This window comes from Phocaeicola sartorii JCM 17136 = DSM 21941 (assembly GCF_054653615.1).
This window is the reverse complement of the sequence record NZ_BAAIFW010000005.1, coordinates 714,424-740,852: the sequence shown is the minus strand read 5'-3', so window position 1 is coordinate 740,852 and position 26,429 is coordinate 714,424. Positions and strand designations below refer to the sequence as shown.

General features: G+C 55.7%; 36 protein-coding genes. 21 read left to right on the top strand and 15 right to left on the bottom strand.

The window, feature by feature from the left end:
- Positions 1 to 14 precede the first annotated feature (14 nt).
- Positions 15 to 848 (top strand): hypothetical protein, encoded by an 834-nt coding sequence (locus tag ACYQ0C_RS03265; protein WP_016278160.1) that lies wholly within the window; start codon positions 15 to 17, stop codon positions 846 to 848.
- A 26-nt stretch (positions 849 to 874) separates the two neighbouring features.
- On the top strand, positions 875 to 1,462 hold the full coding sequence (locus ACYQ0C_RS03260; RefSeq protein WP_016278161.1) for a DUF4948 family protein: 588 nt from the start codon (positions 875 to 877) through the stop codon (positions 1,460 to 1,462).
- 28 nt (positions 1,463 to 1,490) lie between these two features.
- On the opposite strand, the gene ACYQ0C_RS03255 is transcribed toward ACYQ0C_RS03260, so the two are convergent.
- From ACYQ0C_RS03255 to ACYQ0C_RS03245, 3 genes are read right to left on the bottom strand one after another with little or no spacing between them, the layout of a single operon-like run.
- Positions 1,491 to 1,880, bottom strand: coding sequence for a hypothetical protein (locus ACYQ0C_RS03255; protein ID WP_016278162.1), 390 nt, complete (start codon positions 1,878 to 1,880; stop codon positions 1,491 to 1,493).
- On the bottom strand, positions 1,877 to 2,272 hold the full coding sequence (locus ACYQ0C_RS03250) for a hypothetical protein (RefSeq protein WP_081642375.1): 396 nt from the start codon (positions 2,270 to 2,272) through the stop codon (positions 1,877 to 1,879). The genes ACYQ0C_RS03255 and ACYQ0C_RS03250 overlap by 4 nt, the downstream gene beginning before the upstream one ends.
- A 4-nt stretch (positions 2,273 to 2,276) precedes the next feature.
- Positions 2,277 to 2,558: an Imm17 family immunity protein gene (locus tag ACYQ0C_RS03245; RefSeq protein WP_016278163.1), complete on the bottom strand. Its 282-nt coding sequence runs from the start codon at positions 2,556 to 2,558 to the stop codon at positions 2,277 to 2,279.
- A 159-nt stretch (positions 2,559 to 2,717) separates the two neighbouring features.
- Here ACYQ0C_RS03245 and ACYQ0C_RS03240 point away from each other — a divergent pair, with 159 nt between their 5' ends.
- The gene (locus ACYQ0C_RS03240) at positions 2,718 to 3,053 is read left to right on the top strand and encodes a WG repeat-containing protein (protein WP_016278164.1); all 336 of its coding nucleotides are present in this window, start codon (positions 2,718 to 2,720) and stop codon (positions 3,051 to 3,053) included.
- 102 nt (positions 3,054 to 3,155) lie between these two features.
- Here the strand turns inward: ACYQ0C_RS03240 and mobC are convergent, their stop codons facing one another.
- From mobC to ACYQ0C_RS03220, 4 genes are all read right to left on the bottom strand, one after another.
- Positions 3,156 to 5,165, bottom strand: coding sequence for a conjugal transfer protein MobC (mobC, locus tag ACYQ0C_RS03235; protein WP_016278165.1), 2,010 nt, complete (start codon positions 5,163 to 5,165; stop codon positions 3,156 to 3,158).
- 37 nt (positions 5,166 to 5,202) lie between these two features.
- Positions 5,203 to 6,348 (bottom strand): conjugal transfer protein MobB, encoded by a 1,146-nt coding sequence (gene mobB, locus ACYQ0C_RS03230; protein WP_016278166.1) that lies wholly within the window; start codon positions 6,346 to 6,348, stop codon positions 5,203 to 5,205.
- Positions 6,342 to 6,764 (bottom strand): conjugal transfer protein MobA, encoded by a 423-nt coding sequence (gene mobA / locus ACYQ0C_RS03225; protein WP_016278167.1) that lies wholly within the window; start codon positions 6,762 to 6,764, stop codon positions 6,342 to 6,344. The genes mobB and mobA overlap by 7 nt, the downstream gene beginning before the upstream one ends.
- A 390-nt stretch (positions 6,765 to 7,154) precedes the next feature.
- Positions 7,155 to 7,397 carry a hypothetical protein gene (locus ACYQ0C_RS03220; protein WP_081642376.1) on the bottom strand — a complete coding sequence of 81 codons (243 nt, stop codon included), beginning with the start codon at positions 7,395 to 7,397 and terminating at the stop codon, positions 7,155 to 7,157.
- Between the two features lie 70 nt (positions 7,398 to 7,467).
- Between ACYQ0C_RS03220 and ACYQ0C_RS03215 the strand changes: the two genes are divergently transcribed.
- The 18 genes from ACYQ0C_RS03215 (at position 7,468) to ACYQ0C_RS03130 (ending at position 22,216) form a co-directional block, all read left to right on the top strand.
- Complete coding sequence (locus ACYQ0C_RS03215; RefSeq protein WP_016278168.1) at positions 7,468 to 8,220, top strand: ParA family protein; 753 nt, start codon at positions 7,468 to 7,470, stop codon at positions 8,218 to 8,220.
- Between the two features lie 6 nt (positions 8,221 to 8,226).
- A complete protein-coding gene (locus ACYQ0C_RS03210; protein WP_004319163.1) occupies positions 8,227 to 8,649 on the top strand; it encodes a DUF3408 domain-containing protein in 423 nt (140 codons plus the stop codon).
- 41 nt (positions 8,650 to 8,690) lie between these two features.
- Entirely contained in the window at positions 8,691 to 9,110 is a 420-nt protein-coding gene (locus ACYQ0C_RS03205) for a DUF3408 domain-containing protein (RefSeq protein WP_016278169.1), read from the top strand.
- Positions 9,107 to 9,847, top strand: a complete 741-nt coding sequence (locus ACYQ0C_RS03200) for a hypothetical protein (RefSeq protein ID WP_016278170.1) — start codon at positions 9,107 to 9,109, stop codon at positions 9,845 to 9,847. Before ACYQ0C_RS03205 ends, ACYQ0C_RS03200 begins: the two co-directional genes overlap by 4 nt.
- A gap of 145 nt (positions 9,848 to 9,992) precedes the next feature.
- Positions 9,993 to 10,295, top strand: coding sequence for a DUF4134 domain-containing protein (locus tag ACYQ0C_RS03195; RefSeq protein ID WP_004319158.1), 303 nt, complete (start codon positions 9,993 to 9,995; stop codon positions 10,293 to 10,295).
- Positions 10,296 to 10,315: 20 nt separating this feature from the next.
- Complete coding sequence (locus ACYQ0C_RS03190) at positions 10,316 to 10,642, top strand: DUF4133 domain-containing protein (RefSeq protein WP_025076816.1); 327 nt, start codon at positions 10,316 to 10,318, stop codon at positions 10,640 to 10,642.
- Positions 10,639 to 13,134: a TraG family conjugative transposon ATPase gene (locus tag ACYQ0C_RS03185; RefSeq protein ID WP_016278172.1), complete on the top strand. Its 2,496-nt coding sequence runs from the start codon at positions 10,639 to 10,641 to the stop codon at positions 13,132 to 13,134. The genes ACYQ0C_RS03190 and ACYQ0C_RS03185 overlap by 4 nt, the downstream gene beginning before the upstream one ends.
- Positions 13,135 to 13,148: 14 nt before the next feature.
- Positions 13,149 to 13,463 carry a DUF3876 domain-containing protein gene (locus tag ACYQ0C_RS03180; RefSeq protein WP_016278173.1) on the top strand — a complete coding sequence of 105 codons (315 nt, stop codon included), beginning with the start codon at positions 13,149 to 13,151 and terminating at the stop codon, positions 13,461 to 13,463.
- 35 nt (positions 13,464 to 13,498) lie between these two features.
- Positions 13,499 to 14,119 carry a DUF4141 domain-containing protein gene (locus ACYQ0C_RS03175; RefSeq protein WP_016278174.1) on the top strand — a complete coding sequence of 207 codons (621 nt, stop codon included), beginning with the start codon at positions 13,499 to 13,501 and terminating at the stop codon, positions 14,117 to 14,119.
- Positions 14,120 to 14,138: 19 nt separating this feature from the next.
- Complete coding sequence (gene traJ / locus ACYQ0C_RS03170; protein WP_016278175.1) at positions 14,139 to 15,221, top strand: conjugative transposon protein TraJ; 1,083 nt, start codon at positions 14,139 to 14,141, stop codon at positions 15,219 to 15,221.
- 11 nt (positions 15,222 to 15,232) lie between these two features.
- Complete coding sequence (traK, locus tag ACYQ0C_RS03165) at positions 15,233 to 15,856, top strand: conjugative transposon protein TraK (protein ID WP_016278176.1); 624 nt, start codon at positions 15,233 to 15,235, stop codon at positions 15,854 to 15,856.
- A gap of 4 nt (positions 15,857 to 15,860) precedes the next feature.
- The gene (locus ACYQ0C_RS03160; protein WP_016278177.1) at positions 15,861 to 16,160 is read left to right on the top strand and encodes a TraL conjugative transposon family protein; all 300 of its coding nucleotides are present in this window, start codon (positions 15,861 to 15,863) and stop codon (positions 16,158 to 16,160) included.
- A complete protein-coding gene (gene traM / locus ACYQ0C_RS03155; RefSeq protein WP_016278178.1) occupies positions 16,135 to 17,415 on the top strand; it encodes a conjugative transposon protein TraM in 1,281 nt (426 codons plus the stop codon). Before ACYQ0C_RS03160 ends, traM begins: the two co-directional genes overlap by 26 nt.
- 73 nt (positions 17,416 to 17,488) lie before the next feature.
- Positions 17,489 to 18,409: a conjugative transposon protein TraN gene (traN, locus tag ACYQ0C_RS03150; RefSeq protein ID WP_016278179.1), complete on the top strand. Its 921-nt coding sequence runs from the start codon at positions 17,489 to 17,491 to the stop codon at positions 18,407 to 18,409.
- A gap of 1 nt (position 18,410) precedes the next feature.
- Positions 18,411 to 18,995, top strand: coding sequence for a conjugal transfer protein TraO (locus tag ACYQ0C_RS03145; RefSeq protein ID WP_016278180.1), 585 nt, complete (start codon positions 18,411 to 18,413; stop codon positions 18,993 to 18,995).
- Between the two features lie 13 nt (positions 18,996 to 19,008).
- Entirely contained in the window at positions 19,009 to 19,455 is a 447-nt protein-coding gene (locus tag ACYQ0C_RS03140; RefSeq protein ID WP_016278181.1) for a DUF3872 domain-containing protein, read from the top strand.
- Positions 19,456 to 19,514: 59 nt separating this feature from the next.
- Complete coding sequence (locus ACYQ0C_RS03135) at positions 19,515 to 21,467, top strand: DUF4116 domain-containing protein (protein ID WP_257464377.1); 1,953 nt, start codon at positions 19,515 to 19,517, stop codon at positions 21,465 to 21,467.
- 362 nt (positions 21,468 to 21,829) lie between these two features.
- Complete coding sequence (locus tag ACYQ0C_RS03130) at positions 21,830 to 22,216, top strand: hypothetical protein (protein ID WP_016278183.1); 387 nt, start codon at positions 21,830 to 21,832, stop codon at positions 22,214 to 22,216.
- Between the two features lie 56 nt (positions 22,217 to 22,272).
- Here the strand turns inward: ACYQ0C_RS03130 and ACYQ0C_RS03125 are convergent, their stop codons facing one another.
- Genes ACYQ0C_RS03125 through ACYQ0C_RS03090 form a run of 8 tightly spaced genes read right to left on the bottom strand, consistent with a single transcriptional unit; the run spans position 22,273 to position 26,313 of the window.
- On the bottom strand, positions 22,273 to 22,476 hold the full coding sequence (locus ACYQ0C_RS03125; protein ID WP_016278184.1) for a hypothetical protein: 204 nt from the start codon (positions 22,474 to 22,476) through the stop codon (positions 22,273 to 22,275).
- Entirely contained in the window at positions 22,460 to 22,639 is a 180-nt protein-coding gene (locus ACYQ0C_RS03120; RefSeq protein WP_016278185.1) for a hypothetical protein, read from the bottom strand. Before ACYQ0C_RS03120 ends, ACYQ0C_RS03125 begins: the two co-directional genes overlap by 17 nt.
- A gap of 4 nt (positions 22,640 to 22,643) precedes the next feature.
- Positions 22,644 to 22,910 (bottom strand): DUF6956 domain-containing protein, encoded by a 267-nt coding sequence (locus tag ACYQ0C_RS03115; RefSeq protein WP_016278186.1) that lies wholly within the window; start codon positions 22,908 to 22,910, stop codon positions 22,644 to 22,646.
- Between the two features lie 45 nt (positions 22,911 to 22,955).
- Positions 22,956 to 23,273: a hypothetical protein gene (locus tag ACYQ0C_RS03110; protein WP_032941484.1), complete on the bottom strand. Its 318-nt coding sequence runs from the start codon at positions 23,271 to 23,273 to the stop codon at positions 22,956 to 22,958.
- A gap of 41 nt (positions 23,274 to 23,314) precedes the next feature.
- Positions 23,315 to 24,598 (bottom strand): PcfJ domain-containing protein, encoded by a 1,284-nt coding sequence (locus ACYQ0C_RS03105; RefSeq protein WP_016278188.1) that lies wholly within the window; start codon positions 24,596 to 24,598, stop codon positions 23,315 to 23,317.
- Positions 24,599 to 24,600: 2 nt separating this feature from the next.
- The gene (locus tag ACYQ0C_RS03100) at positions 24,601 to 25,011 is read right to left on the bottom strand and encodes a PcfK-like family protein (protein ID WP_016278189.1); all 411 of its coding nucleotides are present in this window, start codon (positions 25,009 to 25,011) and stop codon (positions 24,601 to 24,603) included.
- A gap of 45 nt (positions 25,012 to 25,056) precedes the next feature.
- Positions 25,057 to 26,049: a hypothetical protein gene (locus ACYQ0C_RS03095; RefSeq protein ID WP_016278190.1), complete on the bottom strand. Its 993-nt coding sequence runs from the start codon at positions 26,047 to 26,049 to the stop codon at positions 25,057 to 25,059.
- 12 nt (positions 26,050 to 26,061) lie between these two features.
- Complete coding sequence (locus tag ACYQ0C_RS03090) at positions 26,062 to 26,313, bottom strand: hypothetical protein (protein ID WP_004303766.1); 252 nt, start codon at positions 26,311 to 26,313, stop codon at positions 26,062 to 26,064.
- Positions 26,314 to 26,429: the final 116 nt, after the last annotated feature.

Below are 26,429 nucleotides of genomic sequence, written 5' to 3'. Positions count from 1 at the left end.
GTGATATAATTAGAATGAGGAAACAGGAATATAAGGAGCAAGAACGACAACGGCATTATTATTTCTTCGACTACCTGTTCTGGTTGGGAGAAATGGCGCAGTGGCATTACAAGGGCGAGCCAAGACGACCCGATGGGGAATCCATGCTGATGCTTTGCATCATGATATTTATCTATGAGCCGATATTCTTCACAGCCGCTCATTTCCTTTACGGCTCCCCGGCATTCGAGTGGTTTACAGTCGCCATGATAATTGGGTTACTCGTAATCCTCCACTATATCGGGCGAGGTCGGATATACCCGTTTACACGAAGGAAAGCGGTCATGCAGCACTATGAAGGACGCAGGTTCAGCCCCTTCAGATGTTACTTCTTCCTGTTCTCGCTCGGTTTTCTGCTTATTGCCGAAGCATACCTGTTGCCAAGCGCACTGATGCGGATAAGCGGGAAAAAGGCAAAGGTAGAGAAAACGCAGGTGGAAGTACCGCAAAGGTGGAGGGATTATCTTCCACTGTATTTCAAAGTAGGAGCCCGTCAGGAAGTTCCCCACGAAATCTTACAACGCCTGATAAATCAAAACAGCCGCACATCCCGCTACGGACAACCTGTCTATATCATGCAGGTACGGGCAACAAAGGGGGATATGGGCGGAGAGTTCCGTGTTGGGTTGTTGAACCATGCCACGATTGATGAAATCCAAGACGGCAGACGCACGTTTATAGAATGTACATGGGTCAAGGGATATACGCCTGACAGCATAAGGATTCTGCTGACCGGGTGGTATGAAGTGAATAACGCCGGACTTTGCCCGGTGGACTCTCTGGAATGGACGGAGGATATGGAATTTTAATAATCAAAACATACCCAATAAATAGAATGAAGAAATCTATCATAACACTGTTTTTAGCGGCTGTATCCGTTGTGAGTTGCGAGCCGCCCATGCCGCCGTCGGACGAGGAAATGATACGGCACTTCAACACGCACGAGGCGGCGTTCCGCAAGGTGTACGAAATCATGGCGGAGAGTTCAGAAGGCAGTTTCCACTATCCGCCGCTTTCTCCGGAAGAGGTCATTATACTTGATTCAATAGAGCAAAGTGATATATCCTATGAATCAAATGACGAACAAGACATTCCGGTATATGGGCTGTTAAAGCCAGACCGAGTACTGCTCGATTCCTTATTGGCAGAGATAGGATGTGGTCTCGTCCTTGTTGACCGTCAGGAGCGGGAAACGGCAGATTCGGCAAAGTTGAGCCTCGTAATGCCGTATTACTCCAATGGTCTTGCCATCAGCGGGACAAGCAAGTCTTTCGTCTATGACCCCGGATTGAGCAATCACCCCGTCATCCGCATCACCGAACAAGGCGACCTGAACGAGATCTACCGCAGGACATACAACGACACCACGCTGTACAAGCCCATCAAGGGGAACTGGTACATCAAGTTAGATCACGAAAGATGACGGCCCGGGGGTCGTATCAAAGTATGTATCACTTTTTGTCAAGAGAATGATACATCATAAAACAGATAATGGCTGTCGCAAGGAAAAATAACAGAGCCGCAAGGGCTTCGTTAAACCCGCACTTGGCATAGTGAGACATCACGGCTTTGCCCCGCCATTTGTAAATCCTGCCGACGAGCGACATCACGACAAATGTGATAATGCTAAAAACGACACATGGCAACCATGACGGCACACCCGGAAAAAGCCGGATAGTTACAATCATCATAGGGAATATCAAAAGAGCGAAGATATAAATCGAGAGCATCATTTCGCCATCGACCCTGCCTGTTCGCCTTGCCTGCTTCCTTTTCTCCCCCACCCACCAGAGGTAGTCCCAGAAATAAAAACGCCGTTTATGTTCCTGCCGTTTCATCATGCCCAATGTATAAATCCGAGGTGAAACATCAGCACGACATTCGCCACGGTCAGGGCGCCGGCGATAAGGACTATTTTGGCGAGCTTCCTGCCGGGATGTTTCATCTTCCCATAATGTTCACGGAGTACTTTATGTCGCCCGGCTGTGTAGCGGAGTTGGCAGAACAAGCCGGGAAGAAAGCAGAGAATCATTACTACGGCAAAAGCAATCATCCAACTGAAAAGGTGAAATAGCAGCGGTATTCCAAGCGGTAAGAGTATGGGAAAGAGCCAGCAAAAGAATAACAGCATTCTCCCGTTGAGATTGTTATGTTCCCGCTCGCTCCATTCTTCGGCCACATACCACATATAGTCGATGAAGCAGAACCGGTATTTGCGTTTGTCCTTTTCCATACCGTCACTTCCATATAAAGAACATCGTCAGGCAGGCTGTCAGAGCCACGCCGACCAGTACCATCTGAATCCGTCGGTGCGTTTCAGGCTTGCAGCCGTCGAACATCCACAGCTTGCCGCCAAACTGCCAGCGACACGCCCATTCCCAACGCAGCAACAGCCCCACCAGCCACAGGGCAAGCAGTCCGGCAACAAACAGCAGCCCGTATTTCGGGTGAGCCTGCGCCCACTCGAAAAAAGATTCAACCTTGCTGTTCATCGCCTCGTATATATCGGTAATCGCCATAGGCTTATGATTAAAAGGATTCCGAATACAAAAATAATGTTTTCCGTCCACTTAATCACCACGTTATGCCGAGAAACATTGCATCAAACGCTCCCCGTCTGCCGTAAAAACAGTAATTTTGTGAAAACAAGCTGGGAGTCCTAATGTATGAAAATTTATATGGGCAAAATTCTAACGATAATTATAGCAATGCTATTATGCGGTTGCAGTTCCATGAAGCATTACAACGTGTTTCAATATGACAACGGCAACGACCCCGTACAGGAAGGTCTGTACCGCATCGTGGACAAGAGAGGGCGCATAGGGTATGCGAACGAGAACGGCAGGACGGTCATAACACCCCGCTTTGCCTTCGGCTTTCCTTTCAAGGAGGGCAAGGCAAAGGTAACGGACAAGGGAGCGATGAAAGAAGTGCCCGGTTCGGGCGGAGAATACCACTATTGGGAGAGCGACGAATGGTATTATATAGACAAGGCCGGAAACAGAACGGAATAGGCAGTTCAAAATACCGTCTTCTCCGCTCGTTGTACCGTTGCGGAAAATGAAAACAAGCCCCCGTTAAGATAACGGAGGCTGTTTGCGGGGACTCGTATTCATTTAGTTCTGCTCCGGCAGGAGCTTGCAAAGCACCGGGTCGTTCTTTATTCGTTCCAGCTCCTCGGCGACGATCCGGCCGGCCTCGGCCTTGATGCGTTCGTAGTTTTCCTGCACGACCTCTTTCATGTGATCCGTCCCGTTCTCGTCGGTGAAGTCGGTAATCTGGGGTATCTTCTCGTACCGGGCCGTTTCCGCTTTCACTTTTTCGTTGTCCACGACAATCTCGCAGTGGAAAATCTTTTGTTCGATTCGCTCGTCGAAGTTGTCCGCCACGGCCCCGACGAACATCCCCTGGGTGAGCGTCGAGATCTTCGAGGCCGGGATCAGGCTGTCCAACTGCGTGGATATGGAGGTCGATTTCTCATTGCGATTGATCGTCATGCTCTGCCGCTTCTGCAATACCTTGCCGAAGCGCTCCGAGAGCGTCTTGGCCGTTTCGCCAACGACCTGCCCGGAGAAGATGTTGCCCACCGTGTTCATCACGACGGCGGCCTCCTTGTCCCCGTAGTCCCTCTTCAACTGTGAAAAATCCTGGAAGCACAGCAGCACGGCGACCTTGTTGCTTCTGGCCGTGGCGATCAGGTTGTCGAGTCCCTTGAAGTAGATCGTCGGCAACTCGTCGATGATGATGCCCGATTTGAGCTGGCCTTTCTTGTTGATGAGCTTCACGATGCGGGAATTGTACAGTCCCAACGCCGCATTGTAAATGTTTTGCCTGTTGGGATTGTTCCCCACGCAGAGTATTTTGGGATCGTCCGGGTTGTTGATGTCGAGTGTGAAGTCATCCCCCGACATGACCCAATATAGCTGGGGCGAAATCATGCGGGAAAGCGGAATTTTGGCCGATGCTATCTGGCCCTGGAGCTGATCCTGAGCGCCTCCGATCCAGGCATCCATAAAGGGGCTGAGGTAGTTTTCGAGTTCCGGGTAGGATGTCAGAATCGGGAAAATATCCTCGTACCGCTTGTTCAGGAACTCGATGGCGTGCGGGAAGGTACAATACCGCCCGTTGTCGTAGATGCGCAGGAACCAGATCACGGCCGCGAAAAGGATAATGGGGCTTTCTACAAAAAAATCGCCCTGTTTCTGCACCCAGGTTCGGTTCAGGTTGAGCATGATGGTATAGGCGCTCTCGTAGGCGTCCGAAATATCGGTCATGAAGTCCGGGTGAATGGGGTTGCAACGGTGCGAGCGGCGCGGGTCGTCGAAGTTTATGACGTAGAACGTCGGAACCTTCTTGTAGCCCCGCCGGTTATTCAGCAGGTGGTTGTAAGCGATTTCCGAAAGATCGGGAAATTTGTAGTCGTAAACGTATTGGGTATAACCCTTTTCGATTTGCTGTTTAATGAATTGATTGACAACGCAGTAACTTTTCCCGCTGCCCGGACTGCCCATACATATACAAGCTCTCTGCGGATTTACGACATTGACGAACCCGCTGTTCCACTGCTTGTTATAGTAAAACTTCGTCGGCAGATTTATGGAGTATTCGTTCTCGATCAGGCGGGTTTCCTGTTGGAAGGATTCGTTCTCGTTGTTGAAGGGGTCGTCCATCATGTTGTTCTTCAGCAGGCGGGACATCCACACGCCGCCCATCAAGAGGCAGATATACCCGGCCGATAGGGACAGGATGTAGAAAGCGGCGTTCGCCACCGCCGGCAGCAGCAAGTCCAGCAGCCACCAGTTGAAGAAGAACAGCACGCCTCCCGTCGCCAGGGAGGCGATGATTTTCCGCCACGTGATTTTCTCCTCTTTCACGCCTTTCGTCCCGAGGCACGAAAGGGCGAGGAACACGACGGCGAAAAGTTTTGTCCATAGTATATTCCGGAACAGCCCCGCGGTGCGGTCGAAGTTCAGCAGAATCCTATCGACCACGCCGATATTGATTCCCCACTCCCGTATCTGCCCGTAGCAGAACCAGTAGATGTTGATCACCACGAACAAGATACTCAATGCCCGCATGAAATCCATTGTTTTTGCAAGACCCCGAAGGTCGTCTTCCTGTTGCATAACCGTAAAATTTAATAAATGAATGATAATTGAGATGTTATACTTTCCTCCGTCGTGAGGTATTCCGCTTCCGTTGCCCGTTCCGTCCGGCAGGCGCTTGTTTCGGGGACAAGCCCCTCGTGCTTTCCCCGGGATTCCGTTTCCCGCCGAAGCGCATCTCGAAGGCGTTGGCCGAGTATGCCTTTCCCAGCCGTGATCCGTTCACGACCGTCCGTGTTTCGTGGTCAATGAACGTCACTCCCACGATGCGGCCGTTTTCGTTGCGTCGTATGTAGAGATCTACCCGGGCTTCCCGCAGGCGTTCCCGCAGTTCTTCCTCCGTGGGTTCTCCCCGAAGCGCTTTATCGACCCGGTCACGGATTTGCCTCCCCGTGCCGTCCTTCCCGAACCGTTCGGCGCTGCGCTCCATGTGCCGTTCCAGCCCGTCATACCCGACCTCTTTACCGAACAGTGAGGATTTGAGCGGCGCGGCCACTGCCTTGTCCCCGTTCTCGTCCAGCAGCGTGTAGAGCAATCCCCGGTAGGGGGTTCCGTTCCGCTCTCCCCGGACTTCCTCTATACCTATATTATATAGGGACAGCAATGCCCGGAACTCGCCGAGGGTCTGGAAGCGGTATGCCGCCACGGCCGGTTTTATTACCGCCGCCACCTGCCGTTTCAGGTCTCCCCTCGTGTAATCGGCGGGGACGATCCCTTGCCCTTTCTCCCGCCTTCTCCCTTTGGCGGGATGCAGTCCGTACTCCCTTTCCAGTTCCTCGGTAACGGCCACGCTGCGTTCGTTGCGCCTGCTGTCGTTTATCTTGCGCCCGTCCTGGGCCACCTGCACCGACACGATATGGATATGCTCCCGTCCGATGTCGGTATGCTTGAATACGATATAAGGTTGTCCTCCCCAGCCCATGCGCTCCATGTAGGCCCCGGCTATCTCCGCGAGCTGCCCGTCGTCGAGGCGGTCTTCGGGAGCCGGGTTGAGCGACACGTGCACGACGGGTTTTTCCGTCCGGTAGTGCGAGGGCATCCAGCGCAGGAGGTCTTCTGCCGCCGCGGCCACGTTGAAGCGGCCATCCGCCGGCTCCCTCACGATGTGGGTCAGCAGCACCTTCCCGTCGCCCCGATCGACTTTCTCCTGGTTGTACGCCAGCGCGCCATACACGTCTTTTCCGGTGGTGATATTGGCTACCATCGCTGTCTGAACTCTTCGGAGAGCGACACGACCTGCTGCCCGACGGCCGCCAGTTCACGTGTCGCTTTCTCCAGTTTATAGAGCAGCGCGAGTGTTTTCTTCTCTGAAAAATGCGCGTGCAGCTCCTTCACCACCTGGTTATAATTCGTTCCTATGGCACGGAATTGGGCGTGGAAAGCGGTCAGCTTCGCCACGTATTCGAGCGTTCCCCGGTCGGTCTTTACCACTCGGAACGCCTCGTTGAACACTCTCGCTTTGATAAAAGCGGCTTTGGACAATAGCCCGGACTGCTCGTAAAGGTCGAGGAAACGGGCATGTTCCACGGCTGAAAAGTTTACCGAAAAGCGGTAAACGGCCGGGTCGTTTTTCGCGGGTCGTCCCCCTTTGCCCCCTCGGGGCTTCCTGTTCTTTTCCATCGCATCGAAATTTTAAGGAGAGGCCAGAGCCCCACCGGTTCCTGAAAATTCCGATCCCTTCGCGGCTTGCCGTCTTTCTGAAAAGCACCGACTCCGGAGGTGCTTTCTCCCCCTTGCGGGCAAGCTGTTTTCTGCTGCAAAACGAGAATCGTGCAGCAGAAAACACAGCTTGCTATTTGCCCTTTGCAAATACCTTCTGCCCGCTCGCGGACAGAACATTGAAAGAGCCGCCGTAAAACGGGGCAAGGACGGCTTCATTAGCGTCGGGATCGTTCACGAGGCAAAGATACCGACCTATTCAATCGCTTGTACTATAAGCGATTATGCCACTTGAGTCCACTTTGACGCCACATGCGGCCATAGCGGAAAAAGAGCATACACCCCGTGTTTTTAAGGGTTTACTTTGCACGTGAGAACGGATACGGGCAATGACACATCCCCCTGTCCGCACACGTGCGGACAGATGCAGGAAACACCGTGTGCAGAGGAAAAAGCGGGTCTTTGTCCGGATAAGCAAATGCGGTTGCGCATGAGTATAAAATCGGACACGCGCCCATGCACCGGCATACCGGCGTAACAGCCTGCCAGCGCACCAGCATATATGCGTGCCGGCATACCTGCATAAAATCTCATGCCGTCACTTGCCCGGATACGTGAAGAGATGAACGATTACCCGATTGTATAACTAAAAACGCATGGAACAATGAAAGAGAAAACGAAATTCGTGGCCTTCTCCACCCAGAAAGGCGGAGCGGGCAAAACCACCCTCACGGTGCTGGCAGCCTCTTACCTGCACTATGTAAAGGGTTTCAATGTCGCGGTCATCGACTGCGATTATCCCCAACACTCCATTGTGGAGATGCGGGAACGTGACCTGAAGCTTGCCCTCGAAGACGAACATTACAAGAGGCTGGCTTACGAACAATTCACCCGGCTTCAAAAGAAAGCCTATCCTGTCGTGGAAAGCAACACGAAAGAGGCGTTGGCCGATGCCGACTACCTCCTGCCGCAAGGTGATTTCGATTATGTGTTCTTCGACCTTCCCGGTACGATCAATAACGAGGATCTGATTCATTCCCTGGCCGGAATGGATTATCTCGTCGCCCCGATCAGTGCCGACCGGGTTGTCATGGAAAGCACCCTGAATTACGCGGTTGTGGTCAAGGAGCATATCATGGGCCGCGAGAAGTCCCGGATGAAAGGGCTGTATATGTTGTGGAACATGGTGGACGGGCGTGAAAAGACAGAGTTATATCAGGTTTACGAGGCGGTAATGAAAGAGTTGGATCTTCCTGTCCTGAAGACCTTCTTGCCTGACACCAAGCGTTTCCGTCGTGAGCAGAGCGCCAGCCGCCGCTCTGTCTTCCGTTCCACGCTCTTCCCGGCAGACCGTTCTTTGATCCGGGGCAGCAACCTGGATAAACTCGTGGATGAATTGATCGAACTGTTAAAGTAGTATCTCATGAGCGGAAAAGAACATGACGACGGTTTGGACGCTTCCTTCATCATCAGCCAGGCCAAAAGCCGAAACCGGCCATTGCATCCTTACACGCCGGAAAAAGAGGAGGAGGCATCGGCTCTATCGGAACCGTCCGGCGAGGCGGCGGCCTCGCCGGCTACGAAAGAGGAGGGACGCCGCCGAAGAGGGAAAGGCCAGGATTACGAGCGTCTTTTTATCCGGAACGCCCCCTCCAATACCCGAAGCGGCAAAACGGTGTATATCCGCAAGGAGTTTCACGAGCGTATAACCCGGATCGTGCAGGTTATCGGTAAGAATGAACTCTCGCTGTACAGCTACCTGGACAATGTGCTGGAGCAGCATTTCGCGACCTATCAGGAGGAAATTTCGGAACTCTACAAGAAACGGAACTCCGATATTTTTTAGTTATGAACCCAATATTTACAACCCATTAAAAACAATCCATCATGTCAGACAAAGCAATGATTTTATCTGTTATCCTGGCGGCCGTCCTTTGCGTGGCCGTACCCTTCATCTTTCGCGTGTGCCGTTACCGGCGCAGGATGAAAACCCTTATCGTCCCGGACGGCCCTTCGGGGGAGGTCACCGTGGGGACTGTCCCCACCCCCGAGGCCGAGTACCTGGCCCGTTACATCTGCCTGCTGCGGCTGCCTTTCGCCGGAAACAAGCACGTGAAGATACGTCCGTCGTACCACGAGCGTATCCGTGAGATCACCCGTGTCATCGGTCGTGGCGACGTGACGATCACGGCCTACGTGGACAAGGTTCTCAAGGCACACCTGGACGATAACCGTGAAACCATCGAGCGGCTTTTCGAGGAGCGTGAGGCCGTGTCCTCCCGGCAACCCAAATCGGAGGAGCGATGAACGGGTCGTTGTGGCTGCTGCCCCTCCTTGCCGTGGGGTATGCCTTGTGGGCGTTTTTCCGCCTGCGGCGGATGGAACGTAACGAGCCGGCAGACGGGACCGTTTCCGAAGACACGCCCTGCCGGCAGGAGATCATCGGCAGGAGCCGCTTTGTCCTCGACGTGCGCCACTCCCGGCCACAAGCTGCCGTAGAATCTGAAACTGAAAAAGTTACGGAAAAAGCCGATATATTTGTGCCCACGAATGTACCCGAATACCCCCGGCAGATTCCGCCGGAAGACCTGGATGAAGTGTTCGGTGTCGCCCCCGAGGGGGAGCCTAACGAACCTCTGGAAATCGACTTTCCGCTGTACGATGAATCTTTCCCGGATGCGGACGCGGAGGAGCCGGATTATGACGAGGATGAAGACGACACCGAAGAGCTGCCCCTTTTGGGCCGCTCGCTTGCCCAGGGGGTCAGTTTTGAACAGATGGGCGAAGCCTACCGCCACGTGGTACATGATCCACCTTCAACAGACGAGCAAAGGGAGGAAACGGGACGTGTCCTCCTGGGCCTGAAGCAGACCGACATGTTCGAGGTCATCGTTTCGGGCCGCCCCGACGGGAACGACAGGGTAAAATCCCTGATCGACACCTACCTCTCGGCCTTTCACCGGCGTATGTCCGAGGGGTCTGCGGAAAGCCCATCTCCGCGGGGTTCGGTTCCCTCGGGTTTCGACGTCCGTGAGTATGTTTAACCCAATAATGACATCACGATGAAAGAAAAAGACTACGGGTAGCGCGTGAGGTTACCCGTGAACCACTGAAAAAATCCGAATCAAGAAGTTTAACCCGGTGCGGGGCCTATCCATCCCCGCGCCACCATTCAAAAATTATCGAGTTATGAGAAAGAACAAGATTCTTCTTCCGGCGGCATTTCTCTTTGCCGCCATCTCCTCCGCTTTCGCGCAGGGCAACGGCATCGCCGGCATCACGGAGGCTACCAACATGGTAACCAGCTACTTCGACCCCGGCACGAAGCTCGTGTACGCTGTGGGGGCTGTGGTCGGCCTTATCGGGGGCATCAAGGTCTATAACAAGTTTTCAAGCGGTGACCCCGACACGTCGAAGACCGCCGCGAGCTGGTTCGGCGCGTGTATTTTCCTGATTGTCGCCGCGACGATCCTGCGCTCTTTCTTCTTGTAGTCCAACCTGTCATGCAAACAATTATGGAATATGGAATCAACAAGGGAATCGGCAAGAGCGTGGAGTTCCGGGGCCTGAAGGCGCAGTACCTCTTCATCTTCGCGGGCGGCCTGCTGGCCGTCTTCGTGGTGTTCGTCGTCCTCTACATGGCAGGGGTCGATCAGTGGGTATGTATCGCTTTCGGCGTTGCGGCGGCTTCGGTGCTGATCTGGCTTACCTTCCGCCTGAACGCCCGTTACGGGGAACACGGGCTGATGAAGCTGCTCGCCGTGCGCCGTCATCCCCGCTACCTGATCAACCGCAAGTCCCTGCGCCGGCTGCTGAAAAGAAAGGGGGGCCGCGTATGAGAAACATCTTGAAAGCCACCACGCTGGAAAGCAAGTTCCCGCTCCTGGCCGTGGAAGGCGGTTGTATCATCAGCAAGGACGCGGACATAACGGTCGTCTATCGGGTCGAACTCCCGGAGCTGTTCACCGTCACGTCCGCCGAGTACGAGGCGATCCACGCCGCCTGGTGCAAGGCCCTGAAGGTCTTGCCCGAATACAGCGTGGTACACAAGCAGGACTGGTTCATCCGCGAGCGTTACCGCCCGGCCACGGGCGAGGGTGACATGAGTTTCCTCTCCCGCAGTTACGAGCGGCATTTCAACGAGCGTCCGTTCCTGACCCACGCCTGCTTCCTCTACCTGACGAAAACGACGAGGGAGCGTATGCACATGCGTTCAGACTTCTCGACCCTCTGCCGGGGCAACCTCATTCCCAAAGAGGTGAACCGGGAGTCGGCGACAAAATTCCTGGAGGCGGCGGAACAGTTCGAGCGTATTCTGAACGATTCCGGTTTCCTGACCCTTGTCCGCCTCACGGGGGACGAGATCACGGGTACGGCGGATTGTCCGGGCCTGCTGGAACGGTATTTTTCCCTCTCGCTCTCGGAGACGACTTCGCTCCAGGACATCGAGCTGGGGGCCGAGGTTCTGCGCGTGGGTAACAAGCGGGTATGCCTGCACACGCTCTCGGACACGGAAGACCTGCCGGGGCGCGTGGGTACGGACACCCGTTACGAGCGTCTTTCCACCGACCGTTCGGACTGCCTGCTGTCGTTCGCGGCCCCCGTGGGTCTTCTGCTTTCCTGCGACCACCTTTACAACCAGTACGTGTTCCTGGAAGACAGCGACGCAAACCTGCGTATGTTCGAGAAACGTGCGCGTAACATGCAGTCCCTTTCCCGCTACTCCCGCGGGAACCAGATCAACAAGGAGTGGATCGACCAGTATCTCAACGAGGCGCACTCGTTCGGTCTTCAATCCGTCCGGGCCCATTTCAACGTGCTGGCCTGGTCGGACGACGTGCAGGAGCTCCGGCATATCCGCAACGACGTGGGCAGCCAGCTCGCTCTGATGGAGTGCCGTCCGCGCCACAACACCGTGGACGCCGCCACGCTCTATTGGGCGGGTATGCCGGGCAACGCGGGGGATTTCCCCGCCGAGGAATCGTTCTACACGTTCATCGAGCCCGCGGTCTGTTTCTTCACGGAGGAAACCAACTATAAATCCTCGTCCAGCCCTTTCGGCATCAAGCTGTGCGACCGCGTAAGCGGCAGGCCCCTGCACCTGGACATCTCGGACGAACCGATGAAAAAAGGGATCATCACGAACAGGAATAAATTCGTGTTAGGCGGCTCCGGGTCGGGTAAGTCATTCTTCATGAATCATTTAGTCCGCCAATACTGGGAGCAGGGCACGCATGTCGTGCTGGTGGATACCGGTAACAGCTACCAGGGTCTTTGCGAGCTGATCCGGCGTAAGACCAAAGGTGAGGACGGCGTGTATTTTACCTATACCGAGGACCATCCCATCAGTTTCAACCCGTTCTACACCGACGACTACTATTTCGACGTGGAGAAGAAAGACAGTATCAAGACGCTGCTGCTGACACTCTGGAAAACCGAGGACGACAAGATCACGAAGACCGAGAGCGGCGAGCTGGGCAGTGCCGTGAACGCCTATATCGAGCGTATCCGCGCCGACCGGAATATCGTACCGTGTTTCGACAGTTTCTACGAGTACCTGCGGGACGACTACCGCCGCGAGCTGGAGGAGCGGGAGATCCGGGTCAGCCGCGAGGATTTCAACATCGACAATATGCTCATCACCCTGCGGCAATACTACAAGGGCGGGCGTTACGATTTCCTGTTGAACTCCCGGGCGAACATCGACCTGCTCTCGAAGCGCTTCGTGGTCTTCGAGGTGGATTCCATCAAGGAAAACAAGGAACTTTTCCCCGTGGTAACGATCATCATCATGGAGGCTTTCATCAATAAAATGAGGCGGCTCAAGGGGGTGCGCAAACAGTTGATCGTGGAGGAAGCCTGGAAGGCGCTCTCGACGGCTAACATGGCTGAGTATCTGCGCTATATGTACAAGACCGTCCGTAAATACTACGGTGAGGCCATCGTGGTGACGCAGGAGGTCGAGGACATCATCTCCAGCCCGGTGGTCAAGGAGGCGATCATCAACAACTCGGACTGCAAGATCCTGCTCGACCAGCGCAAGTTCATGAACCGTTTCGACGCGATTCAGTCTTTGTTGGGACTGACCGACAAGGAGAAGGCGCAGATCCTCTCGATTAACCAGTCCAACGACCCTTCCCGTAAATACAAGGAGGTCTGGATCGGTCTGGGCGGTGTTCAGTCTGCGGTCTATGCCACGGAGGTCAGCGTCCCGGAGTACCTGGCCTACACGACCGAGGAAACGGAGAAGGTGGAGGTACAGCGGCTTGCGGAGCAGCTGGACGGTGATATGGAACTGGCGATCAGGCAGCTTGCCGAGGGCAAACGCTAACGGGAGGAGAGGCCATGTATCGCAGGTGTATCGGATCAGACCCCACGGCGGCGCGTTTGGATTTCGCGCTGTACGAGGTGGCGGGCGAGTGGGAAAGCCGCTCGGGTTCTCCCCGGGTTCGCATCTACCGCAACCCGGGACGCCGGGGCGGCGGTTTTTACGTGGAGGTGTCCTACAAGGACGGGACACGCTTTTCCCGTCCCGTGAGGAAGTATTGGGGAGGCATCCGCTACTTCGACCTCTACGGGTATGTCGCCCTGGCCTACGATGCGGGGCGCGAGGTGCTCCAGCTCTCCGCCTACGGGGATTATTACCGGGCGTCGGAATGACCGCCCAAGTATTCACGAATTAAATAATGAAAAGAATGAAACGATTGATTTTAACGCTGTTCGTGGGGCTTCTTTGCTTCACGTACCAGGCAAAAGCGCAGTGGACGGTCATCGACCCGTCGAACCTCGTTCAGAACATCAAGAGCGCGGTTCAAAGCTCGACCACGGCGACCAACATGGTCAAGTCGCTGCAAGAGAGTATCAAGATTTATAACCAGAGCAAGGCTTACTACGACGCCCTCAAATCGGTGCATAACATCATCAAGGGCGCCCGTAAGGTGAAGCTTACGCTCGAAATGGTCAGCGAGATCACGGAAATCTACACCTCGGGATTCAACCGTATGGTTTCAGACCCGAACTTCACGGTGGACGAACTGGCGGCGATCTCGGCAGGTTACGCCCGGTTGCTGGAGGAGGGCGGCGCGCTGGTGGCGGAACTCAAGACGGTCATAACCGGCGGCAACGGCCTCTCGCTCTCGGACAAGGAGCGGATGGACGTGGTGGATCAGGTTTACACGAAGATGCTGGAGTACCGCAACCTCACGCGCTATTACACGCGCAAGACCATCTCCGTGTCCTTCATCCGCAGCCGCGAAAAGGGCGACGCGCACCGGGTGCTGGCACTTTACGGGAACCCGAACGACAGATATTGGTAACCTGAAAACGGAGGCAGTCATGGATTTCGACAATTTACACCAGGTTCTCCGGAACCTGTATCAGGAGATGATGCCGCTATGCGGCGATATGATCGGGGTGGCGAAAGGTATCGCCGGCCTGGGTGCGCTCTTTTACGTGGCTTACCGGGTATGGAAGGCGCTGGCCAGTGCGGAGCCTATCGACGTGTTCCCGCTCCTGCGGCCTTTCGCCATCGGCTTGTGCGTGATGTTCTTTCCCACCGTGGTTCTGGGGACGATCAACGCCGTGATGTCGCCCGTGGTGCAAGGCACGCACGCCATCCTGGAGGGGCAGACATTGGATTTGCAGGCATACCAGCAACAGAAGGACGATTTGGAAGCCGAGGCCCGCAGGCGCGAGGGCAAGGCTTGGTTAGTGGACGACGAGGTGTATGAACAACGGCTTGCGGATATGGGTATCACGGACTTGGGCGAGATTATCAGCATGTGGGCCGAACGCACGTGGTACGACATCAAGGCCGGTTTCCGGCAGCTTGTCCGGGACTTCTTCGAGCTGCTGTTCAACGCCGCGGGGCTTACCATCGACACGCTGCGGACATTCTTTTTAGTCGTGCTGTCGATTTTGGGGCCCTTGTCGTTCGCCCTCTCCATTTACGACGGTTTCCACTCGACGCTCGCAAGCTGGATTTCCCGCTATATCAGCGTGTACCTTTGGCTTCCCATCGCCGACCTGTTCTCCGCGGTGCTGGCCAAGATCCAGACGTTGATGCTCCAGGCGGACGTCCTGGCCCTGCAAGACCCCAACTACATTCCCGACAGCGGCAGCGGTGTCTATATTATCTTTTTGATTATAGGTATCATAGGCTATTTCACGATCCCCACCGTTGCCGAGTGGGTGATCCAGTCGGGCGGAGCCGGCGGGGCTATGGGCGGTATCAACAAGGCCGGGGCATTCGCCACGGGCGTCGCGGGCGGTATCGCCGGCAACATGATCGGCCGCACGTTCGGGCGTCGCGGCGGTGGCGGTTCCTCCTCCGGTAACGGAGGAGGTGGCGGCCCGGCTTCGGGCAGTGCCCCCAATGGGCGCAACCTGGCAACACAAGGTAACAGTAATCATTCATAACAATTTGGACAATGGAATTCAAGTCATTAAAAAACATCGAAACAAGTTTCAGGCAGATTCGGCTTTTCGGTATCGTGTTCCTCTGCCTTTGCGCGCTGGTATCCGTGTTCAGCGTGGTCGCGAGTTTCCGTTTCGCCGAAAAGCAACGCGAGAAGATCTACGTCCTGGACGGGGGCAAGTCGCTGATGCTGGCGCTCTCGCAGGATTTGAGCCAGAACCGCCCCGTGGAGGCGCGCGAACATATCCGGCGTTTTCACGAGTTGTTCTTTACCCTCTCGCCCGACCGTGCGGCCATCGAGAGCAACATCAACCGCGCGCTGTTCCTGGTCGATAAGAGCGCCTTCGCCTATTACCAGGACATGCAGGAGAAAGGTTACTACAACCGTGTGGTGTCGGGGAACATCAGCCAGCGTATCGAGGTGGACTCCGTGGTGTGCGACTTCAACGCCTATCCTTACCGGGCCATGACCTATGCCCGGCAAATGATTGTCCGCGAGAGCAACATCACCGAGCGTTCGCTCATCACACGCTGCGAGCTGATCAACTCGGGGCGTTCGGACAATAACCCGCAGGGTTTCATCATGGAGAAATTCGAGATTCTGGAGAACCGCGATTTGCGTACATTAAAAAGATAAGGCTATGGCAAAGAAGAGAATAAAGGCTTTCGGGGAGTGGATCGAAGACCACCTGCGCCGCGCTTGCGGGGCGCTCTCGCCCGATAAGCGGATTATCGTGATCTTCACGCTGCTCTTGTTCTTTTCCGTCTTGTCGCTCTACTTTACCGTGTCTTCCATCTACCGCTTCGGCAAGGGAGCCGGGGAACGGATGCAGATACGGCACATCGAGCGGCTGGAGCTGGAATTAAGACAACGGCAGGAGGCCGACAGTGTAAAACATCTAAAAGATTTCAATTATGACGACGAACGAAAAACAGAATAAACAGCCGGAGGCGGGGAAAAAGGGACTCACGCCCCGGCAGATACAGATGCGGAAGAAGATGGTGGTCTTCCCGCTCTTTTTCCTGGCCTTTGCCGGGTGTATGTGGCTGATCTTCTCCCCCGGCGAAAAAGAACGGGAGGAGCCTTCGGCAGGTTTCAACACGGAGCTGCCTCCCCCGGAATCGGCGGGTATCCTCTCGGACAAGCGCGATGCCTACGTGCAGGAGGAGATGCGGCGCAGGGAGCGGGAAAAAGTGCGCTCCTTGCAGGATTTTGCGTTCGGGATGGAGGATGAGGAGGAAGAGCCCGTCATGCCCGCTGCCGTGCCGGATAAGTTCTCCGACCCTGTCGGCGGTTCGCCGGGAGCTTTCCGGACCTCCCGTGCCGCCTATGCCGACATCAACCGCCAGTTGGGCAGTTTCTACGAGGATACCGCCGGCGAAACGGTGGAAGAGCGCGAGATGCAGGCCCGCATCGAGGAACTGGAACGCCGTCTGGAAGAACAGCAGGCGCAGAAAACGGCCCAGGAGGAGCAGGTGGCGCTGCTGGAGAAGTCCTACGAGATCGCCGCCCGCTACATGAACGGCGGTCAGGCCCCGGAACCCGCGCGTCAGAAAGCCTCCGTTTCCGGCAAGGCTTCCGTGCAGCCCGTGCGCCAGGTGCGCCGTAATATCGTGTCGCTGCTCGCCGCCCCGCTGCCCGATTCGGTCTTCGCCCGTGAGTTCGTCAAGCCCCGGAACTGGGGTTTCAACACGGTGGGGAGCGACCTTCGCGAGCCTGAGCGCAACAGTATCCGTGCCGCCGTGCAGCAAACCGTGACGCTCACCGATGGCGGGGAGGTTACTTTCCGGCTGCTGGAACCGATGATGGCGGGAGATCTGCTTATCCCCTCGGGTACGCCCGTAACTGGGGCGGCGAGGATCAACGGCGAACGGCTGACGGTCAAAGTCAGCGCTGTCCAACACGGCGGGGCGGTCGTTCCGGTCGATCTGTCGGTCTATGACACGAACGGCAACGAGGGTATTCCCGTGCCGGGGTCGGAAGAACTCAACGCCGTGAAGGAGATCGCCGCCAATATGGGCGCGGGCATGGGCAGCAGTATCACGATCACGGACGACGCCGGTTCGCAACTGCTTTCCGACCTGGGGCGCAGTGCCATCCAGGGCGTGTCGCAATACGTGAGTAAGAAGATGCGCTCGGTCAAGGTCACGCTCAAGGCCGGTTACAGCGTCCTGCTGCTCCCGCCCCTTCAATAAGGGTAACAAACGACGTACTTCCGTACACCACTGAAAAAATCCATTTTTATCAACAATCAAAAATTTATCGAGTATGAAAAAGATTCTTCTGGCACTCGCTTTTATCGGGTGCATGTTCGCTGCCCACGCGCAGGAAAAGCCCTCCACGGGCGATTTGTACGACGGTCTTACCCGTCCGCTGACCTTCAACCGGGTTATCCCGCCCTACGCGCTGGAGGTGACGTTCAGCAAGACCGTCCATGTGATTTTCCCCTCGGCCATCCGTTACGTCGATCTGGGGTCTTCGGATCTTCTGGCGGCGAAAGCCGACGGCACGGAAAACGTGCTGCGTGTAAAGGCGGCCCTGCGTGATTTCTCGCGCGAGAGCAACCTTTCGGTCATTACCGAGGACGGGGCCTATTACAGCTTTAATGTCAAGTATGCCGACGAACCGGTGAAACTGTCGGTCGAGATGGCGGACTTTATACATGACGGGGAGGCGGTAAACCGTCCCAACAACGCGCTGGACATCTATTTGCAGGAGCTGGGCTGCGAATCTCCGCTGCTGGTCAAGCTGATCATGCAGTCCATTTACAAGAACGACCGCCGCGAGATCAGGCACATCGGTTGCAAGCGTTTCGGGGTACAATACCTCCTCAAAGGTATCTACGTGCATAACGACCTGCTTTATTTCCACCTCCAGCTGAAAAACTCCTCCAACGTGCCCTTCAACGTGGACTACCTGACGTTCAAGGTTACGGACAAGAAGGTGGCCAAACGCACGGCCATCCAGGAGCAGGTCATCCGGCCCGTGCGGGCATACAACAACGTGCAGGTCATCGGCGGCAAGCGTACCGAGCGCATGGTCTTCACGCTCCCGAAGTTCACGCTGGCCGACGACAAGCAGCTGGTCGTGGAACTGCACGAGCAGCAGGGCGGGCGGCACCAGACTTTTACGGCGGAGAATGCCGACCTGGTGCGCGCACGTGTTATCAACGAGTTAAAGGTAAAGTGATATGAAACGGGCGATATTCATTCTCACGCTGGGGTTATGCCTCCTCCTTTCGGACGGGGCGCACGCCCAGCGTGCCCTGCCCGCCATGCGCGGGCTGGAAATACGGGGTGGCATGGCCGACGGCTTCTACACCCGGGACAGCCGCAACGAAACAGGCTACTGGTTCGGGCTGGCCATGAGCCGCTATGCGAAGAATGCCGACAAGTGGGTGTTCGGCGCGGAGTTCCTGAACCGTTATTACCCCTACAAGTCGGAACGTATCCCGGTGGCGCAGTTCACGGCCGAGGGCGGCTACTATTACAAGTTCCTCTCCGACCCGTCCAAGACTTTTTTCTTCTACCTCGGCGGCTCGGCGCTGGCCGGGTACGAGAGCGTGAACTGGGGCGAGAGGCGGCTTTATGACGGCTCCACGCTCCTGCACCGTGACCGCTTCCTCTACGGCGGGGCCGTCACGCTGGAGGTCGATGCGTACCTGACCGACAGGATTATCCTCTCGCTGACGGGGCGCGAGCGTATCCTATGGGGAACTACAACGGGACATTTCCACGCGCAGTTCGGCCTGGGCGTGAAATTCATAATCCATTAAACTTGCAAGCGACATGAAAAAGATAAAGACAGTATCGGCCCTGGCGGTTTGGATCGCCGTTCTCGGCCTTTTATGCGCATCCTGCGACAACGGGCTGGATATACAGCAGGCGTACACGTTTTCTCTGGAAACGATGCCCGTCCAGAAGCGAATCTCCATTGGTGAAACCGCCGAAATCCGCTGCACGCTCGTGCGGGAGGGAAGATATGACGGCGCGCGTTACACGATCCGCTATTTCCAGCCCGACGGGCGCGGCGAGTTGAGGATGGACGACGGTACGGTGTTCCTACCCAACGACCGCTATCCGCTCGACCGTGAGGTATTCCGCCTCTATTACACCTCGCGCAGCGACGACCAGCAGGTGATCGACGTCTATATCGAGGACAACACGGGGCAGACAGTGAAGACCTCCTTCACGTTCCAGAACGAGAACGGGGAGGAAGAGCCCGAGAGATCATAAAACAAGTGTAACCAGGAGAAACGCCCGTTCGACGGGCGTTTCCCGTAATATGAAAAACCATGACAGAACAAGAGAGAAAAGATATAGCCTACCTCGATACGGGGGTGTACGAGAACCCGTGGCGTGAGAACCTTTTCGAGACGCTGCCCGAGGAGCGTAAGACGGCGGAGGTCTGCCGTTTCGCCGTCAAAAAATCGGCTTTTAACATCGAGTTCGTGCCCGAAGCGATGAAAACGCCGGAGCTGTGTTCGGCCGCCGCCGGTCACCGGGGCGAAACGCTGAAATTCGTCCCCGAGGATCTGAAAACCCCGAAGATGTGCCGTGCGGCCGTCGAGAGCAACAGCTACGCGCTGCACTACGTTCCCGAGAGGCTGAAGACACCCGGGCTATGCCTGGCGGCCGTCAGGCGCAACGGCCTGGCGCTGGAGGCCGTTCCCGGGAAATTGCGGACGCCGGAGATATGCCGTGCGGCGTTGAAGGCCGTGCAGAGTGGCGACTACGAGCTGCTGCGGCATATCCCGCACCCCGATATATGCCTGGAGGGGTTGAAAAAGTTCGGGCTGTCGCCCGCGAAAAACTTCGAGGTCTTTGCCGCTCTCGACCCCGAGGTCATGACCGAGGAGCTGGCCCTGTACGGCGTGGGGATGGACGCCGCCTGCCTGTCGCTCGTACCGAAAGAGCTACGCACGGAGGCGGTCTGCCTGCGTGCCGTGGGCGGGGACGGCATCCTGCTCCATGAAGTCCCCGAGGAGCTGCGCACGGAGCGGGTCTGCGAGGCTGCCGTGTCCTCGAACTACCTGGCGTTGGAGTACGTGCCGGAGCATCTGAAAACCGACCGTCTGTGCGGGATGGCGCTGGAGCGCGATTCCCTGGCCATCCGCTTTTTCAAGCCCGAACAACTCACGCCGGAGGTCTGCAACCGGGCGTTGGCCCGTACTGACGACCTGCGTGTCCTCCGCTATATCCCCTTCGAGGAGATACACCTGAAAGTGTTGGGATTCTATTGCACGAATTACGATAAGACCTTCGATTTTTTGGAAAACATGACCCCCTGGTTCCTCACGCCGAGGGTGGCCCGTGAGATCTTCGCCCTGGAGCCGGAGCTGTTCTTCCGTTTTCCCGACTATGCCAAGACCGAGGAGATGTGCCGCCGGGCCGTCGGGCACGACGGGAGCTACCTGCAATACGTCCCCGAGAGGTTGAAAACGCCGGAGCTGTGCATGGAGGCCATACGGCGCAGCCCCTATGCCGTGGCCTACCTCCCCGAGCATATAAAAAGCCCGGAACTGTACATGAGCCTGGTGCGGGAGAATCCCCAGAACCTGAAAGGCATCCCCCGCGAGCAGCGGACGCGGGAGATGAGCCGGGAGGCTTTCGAGCGTACCTACGGGAAGGACAAAACCGATTTCTCGGTTATCAGCGCGTTGAGCGACCCCGCCCTGGTCTTGCAGGTGTTCCGCGAGCAGGACGACCCGCAGAAGATACACCGGTTGATGAGTGTCCTGCACCTGAACCGCCGGCTTGTAACGGAGGAGGTGGCGTTGGAGGCCGTTCGCAAGGATGCGGGGGTGCTGTACGACATTCCCCAGACGGCCATCACGCCGCTCGTGGCCGATACGGCCGTGCGGGGCGACCCGAGGATGATCCAGTGGGTTCCGAGGGAGCTTCGCACGGCGGATCTGTGCCTCTATGCCGAGGCCGCGCACCCCGAATTGCGGGTTTACGTTCCCGACGAGATTGCCAATGGGCGCAACATCTACTCGTTCCACCGCCAGGTGGACGCCAAGCTGCTGCAACCGCTCGAATACGAACAATACAAGACCCTCTACTCGGGCGGCGCGGTGCGTGTGAACAACGTGTGGACGTCGGTGGCGGGCGAGATCGACTGCTGCGAGGTGCGTTACGACCGCAAGGCGGAGAAACTCAAACTGCGGATCGTCGAACCGCCCGGGGAGAAGAAGGCGCAGCCGAAGGTCGCGCCCCGCAAACCCGCCCGGGGGCCGAAATTGTAGGAGGGCAGGTAGTTCTTTGGCAGGAAGGTTGTTAAAAATCGCACGTATTGTCGCCGATACCCGGATGAAATCGTTATATTTGCAATCGAATCCTCCGGCGGCGATGCCGCCGGGCGATTTACATACGGAAGGAACACATTATGGTGGGGCATTGAAAACAGCCAAATTTTAATCCGCTCGCAAAATAATGGGTAGTTCTCTTCTTCATCGTCGTGTCTATATGCGTCAAGCGTATGCGATAGCGGCGTGGGGAGAAATTATCTATCGAGTGGATGGGTGCTTGGCTGTACCTCAATGCCGGTATTTAACGTATTCTCACGCCTTTTTCGTATGGTATTTGTCCGAACCTAAAGAAAAGCGATATGGAAACGAAATCGACAAATGAGGTAAAGGGTGGTTACGACCGGGTATCGGCGAGTGAATGCCTGGGGTCGCTAATCGAGTTGCACGGGATTGTCATGGAAGACGATCTGTTCGTCATTCCCGATGCGGATGGCACGGCAGTATTATACAATGACGGGAAGATACGTTTTGACGAGATCGCCGACATCGAGGTCGGCTCGGTGTTCGTGGGCATCCTGCTCCGCAACGGCTATCTGTTCTACCTTTCCCGTACCGAACCGCTCAAGACGTGCATATACACGCATGGCGGGTGGGGTTCGATCTCTGAAATTTCTCCCCGTGGCATTGCCGGACATATCGGGCGTGAACTGCACGGGAAGCTGGGCGACCATACGGCGGTCGATTGACGGGAAACAAAAAAATCGGACGGTTGTTATCGTCCGATTTTTTTCGCGTCGTATTTTCACGGCTGTTGCCTGTCGTGTTCCCGTTTCCGCCTTTGCAGGGTGAGCAGTTGCCGCAACATGTAGGCATGGTTTTCCCCCACGGTATGCCCCGAGGGCATCAGGTAGGGACTTGCGAGGCACTCCCGGCATTGGCGTACCGCCTCTTTTAAGTCGGTAACGGTTATTTCCGTTCCCGTGATGTCTTTAATCTTTGTTTCCATTCTTGTCTTGTTTTTTGGGTTCGTACCAACTGTCCCGGTAATTTTCTCCCACGAGCGAGAAAATTCTGCTCATGCCGCTTTCAGCGGCGAAATTTTTGGCTTCCCATATACCGGAAAACTCGCCCAGCAGCCGGTAGCCGATGAATAATTTGTACTTGCGCATGATTTTATCGTTTTTCCAGGTTGATAATCGGTGTGTTCTTTTGCAGCCATTCCTCCACGCTGTCCATGTTGTATTCGGATGTGATAACCGCCGTTCGGTCGTCGATTTCGGTGAAGCGCGTAGTTTCATAGCCGTCAATCCATTGTTTCAGCGTGGCAACGCCCCACGCCTGCGGGTCGTCGAACATGGTGTCGATCCGCCCGATACCCTCGCCGAAGGTTACGACCAGCGTTTTATAGGAGATTTCCTTGTTTACTTCATTCGTTTTCATGTTCTCGCTTTTTACGGGCGGCTTTTGCCGCCCCGAAATTTTTAATCAGACAAGTTCCACTTTAACCCTGCTCATGTTCGCCCAGAACACGCCGTTGCAGTAGTAGGCGTAGCCGTTGTGCCAGTTGCTCCTGCGGCGTATCACGTCCTGCTCGGGTGGCCGTATCTCGATACTCGTGGTGTAGATGTTGTGTCCCACGGTAATGACGAGGTTGCACCTTCGCCATATCTCGGAATGGGTTCTGAACCCGTTTTTCCCCTCGACGAGCGCAAGGGCCGTCTTGACTGCTTCCTGAACTTCCCAATCCCATTCCCCAAAGGGTTTGAGCGGGCGTGCCATGTAGCTTTTATAGATGATTTTCATTGTTTTGTTTTTTTGTAGGGCGGCTTTCGCCGCCCCGATTTTTATGCTGTCATTCGTTTCCTTATAAGGGACATGTTCCCCTTCATCAGTTTCAGTATTTGCCCGTGGTATGGGGTGTTCTTGTTACACACGCCCCTGCTCTGCACGACCTCCATGCGTTTTAGGGACACCTCTATCGTTTCGATGCGTTTGCCGTCGATTGTGGCTGACAATATGAGCGAGTCGGCCTTCAGGTAGTATTCGTTGGTAAACACGCAATGGTGCATGGCCTCGCCCTCCTGCCGTATGGCTTCAACACTGTCCAATACCTTGATGCAAATTTCCCCGTCGGAAAACTCCACGCCGAAAAACCGCCCTTTGGCTTCGATAAACGAGGCTTCCTGCTCCAACGCCTTGCGCCGTTCCTCCTGCCGCCGTTCCTCCTGCATGTGCCGCCGTTTTTTTGCCATGTAGAGGTCATGCGCTGCGGGTAGGTCTGCGGGACACACGAAATGGGCGTTGTGCAGGTCTTTCCCGAAAAATCGCAACAGGTCGATGTAGTCGCACCATTCCGTCGGTTTCCCGATAGCGTACCCGTTACGGATGGCGATACGGATGGCCGGCCAATAGTCGGCGATATTGCGGGAGGAACGGGCGAAAAATTGCACGAGTGCCGTTTGTCCCGCTTTAAGCAGCGTTTCGGCCTTGTTCTCCGAGAGCAGCAGGTGGATAAGGTCGAAAGGGGTTACATCGGGGAGTTGTTTGCCGTAGCCGCTTCTGCGCAGTTCGGGGATAAGCCGTTGCCGAGGATAGATGCGTGTGGGCGTGATGTTGTATTTCCCGTCGTTCTCCGCCCGCAGTTCCAATGCGCTCGACCAACTCCACCCGTGAACGAAGAAGCCCATCGGGCGCAGCCGTGCGAAGGTTGCGGAGCGTCCGTCGGGGGCAATCCACCGCTGTACGGCTTCGATATGAGTGTAAACGGGCGTCTGTCCCACTTTCGCCCAACACTCGATATATACGAAGCGCAGGACTTGAAAACCCTTGCAGCGGGTTACGATGCACAAATACTCGTAATCGTTGAACTTGCGGCGCAGGGTGGTTTCCACTTTCAGCGGGGTATGGCAGTGCGGACACTCGCACCCTGACAGATTGTCCGTGAGTTCTCCGTTTTCGCTCTGCCATGTGTGGCCGCACTCGGTGCAGGTGATAAGTCCTTTCGGCGTGCGGCGTCCGATATGCTCGATGCAGTTCTTGTACCCCCATTCGATTTGTGCGGGGGTAAGCGGCGGCAGGTGTTTGCTTGCCGCCACGACGTTCTGTTGGAATTTTGTTCTCGGTTTCATAACTAAAATAGACTGGGCATTAGTTTGTTATCTTCGATTTTCTTGGGTTTGGACTTGACTTTCGCCAACTTGGCGTAGGCTTCGCTCTCGGCCTTCCGTATGGCGTTCCGCCGTGCCTCGGCTTTTTCCTCCTCGGTCAGTTCGACGGTGTGATTGACCACTACCTTGCAACTGACGGGTTTGCCGATGTCGATGTCCTCCTCGTCGTAATAGTGGAGTGCCATAGAGTATATTTCCTCGTCGGCAAACCCGTTGCAACCGCTCTGCCGTACTTGGTTGATGATGAAAGTGCAGCAATCGTCAATGTTCTTTTTCGGGTTGGCGTATCGGGGTGCGAAAAGTTCGTCCTCCCGAGCCCGTGCGTCGAGATAGTTCTGTATCGTCAGTTTGAAATAATCTGTTCCTTGTGCCATGATTTTTGGGTATTGTGGGGCGGCGAGCCGCCCCGTGTTCAACATTTATTCGTCCTTTCCGAGAAGCCGCCGCACCTCGTCCTCTTTGGTCTTTTGGAAAATCCATCCCGCTCTCTTCTGCCCGTCATGCGTCAGCCGTGCGTTGAAGCGTCCCCCGAGTGCGTGAAGGGCGTCCTTGACGGGCTTGGTGTCCCCGAATACGGCTATCGCTTTTTCGGAATAGTCCACGATGATAAACCCGCCTTGCACGCTCGTTTCAGTGCGTTCTGTCCGTTTTTCGTCTTTCGGCTCGGGCAGACATATATTCTCCTCGTTTCCTGCGATATATGCCAGTCTGTCGATGTAACCTTCACGGGTGTAGTGGGTCAGTTTGCAGACACTCCACCCGTATTTCGGACTTTTGCCGAGCGTGAAAACGGGATAGCGGTGTTCATTCTTGGGGTCGTATTCGGAGAGGTGCGCCGTTTGCGGAAAATTGGCCGCCGCCTTTCTCAACTCCCCGAAGCCGTTGCGGGAGGTGGCCGAAAAACCGAGAATGACGGTACGCACGCTTCGGGTGGTCGAACACTCGTAAGAGGGGTCTGTGTATTCCGTTTCGTTGAGTTCGGCGATGATTACGCCCTGCACCCCTTCGGGCATGATGCGGCGTAACCTCTGCGCCCCTATTTCCGCTATGCGGTCATGCTCGGCTTTCTCTTTGGCGGCGGCGATGGCCTGCGCCGTGGCTTGCTCCTCCGCCTGCCCCACGAGCAAGGCCACCTCGAAAGCGTCCATGAACTCGGGGTTCACGTCGTCGTAATACCTGCCGATACCGAATGTCTGCGAGAGGGGGCGCAAAATGTCCGTGCGGCTGATTTCCTTTGTTTCGGTATCGACCATGTGGTACACATAGCCACGGGCGGTGTGTTCCACCTTGTAAACGACGTAACGCTTTCTGCTCGCACCCGCACCGATACCGATGATAACCTGGTTTTCCTTGACTACCTGCACCTGCGTGTCCGTGGTAGTCGCTCCGAATAATGAAATGTACTTTGTCATACCTGTAATAATTTAGAAGATGTGAGTGAATAGGAAATAGAAAAAGCCGGTTAGAGCCACGAGAGAAACAAGGCAGGAGAAAATACCCCGCAGGATGTCATAACAGAACGTGAAGCCCAAAACGACCCAAATAAAGTCGATGCCCCACACGTGGAAGCCCAAAGCCACCGCCCCGACCTTTACCGCCAACCCGACCTTTGCCTTTATGCCAAGTGGAAGGTTGGAGGATTTCTGTTTCCATTTATTTTTCTCTTCGTTTCTCATAACCTTTGACTTTTTTTTTATGCCGTAGCGGAGCCGGTATGGATGGAATCTGTTTCGGTAGCATCAAAAGGTGTCGGGGATAGCTGCTGCAAGATTTTGTCGGAAAATACGCTCGC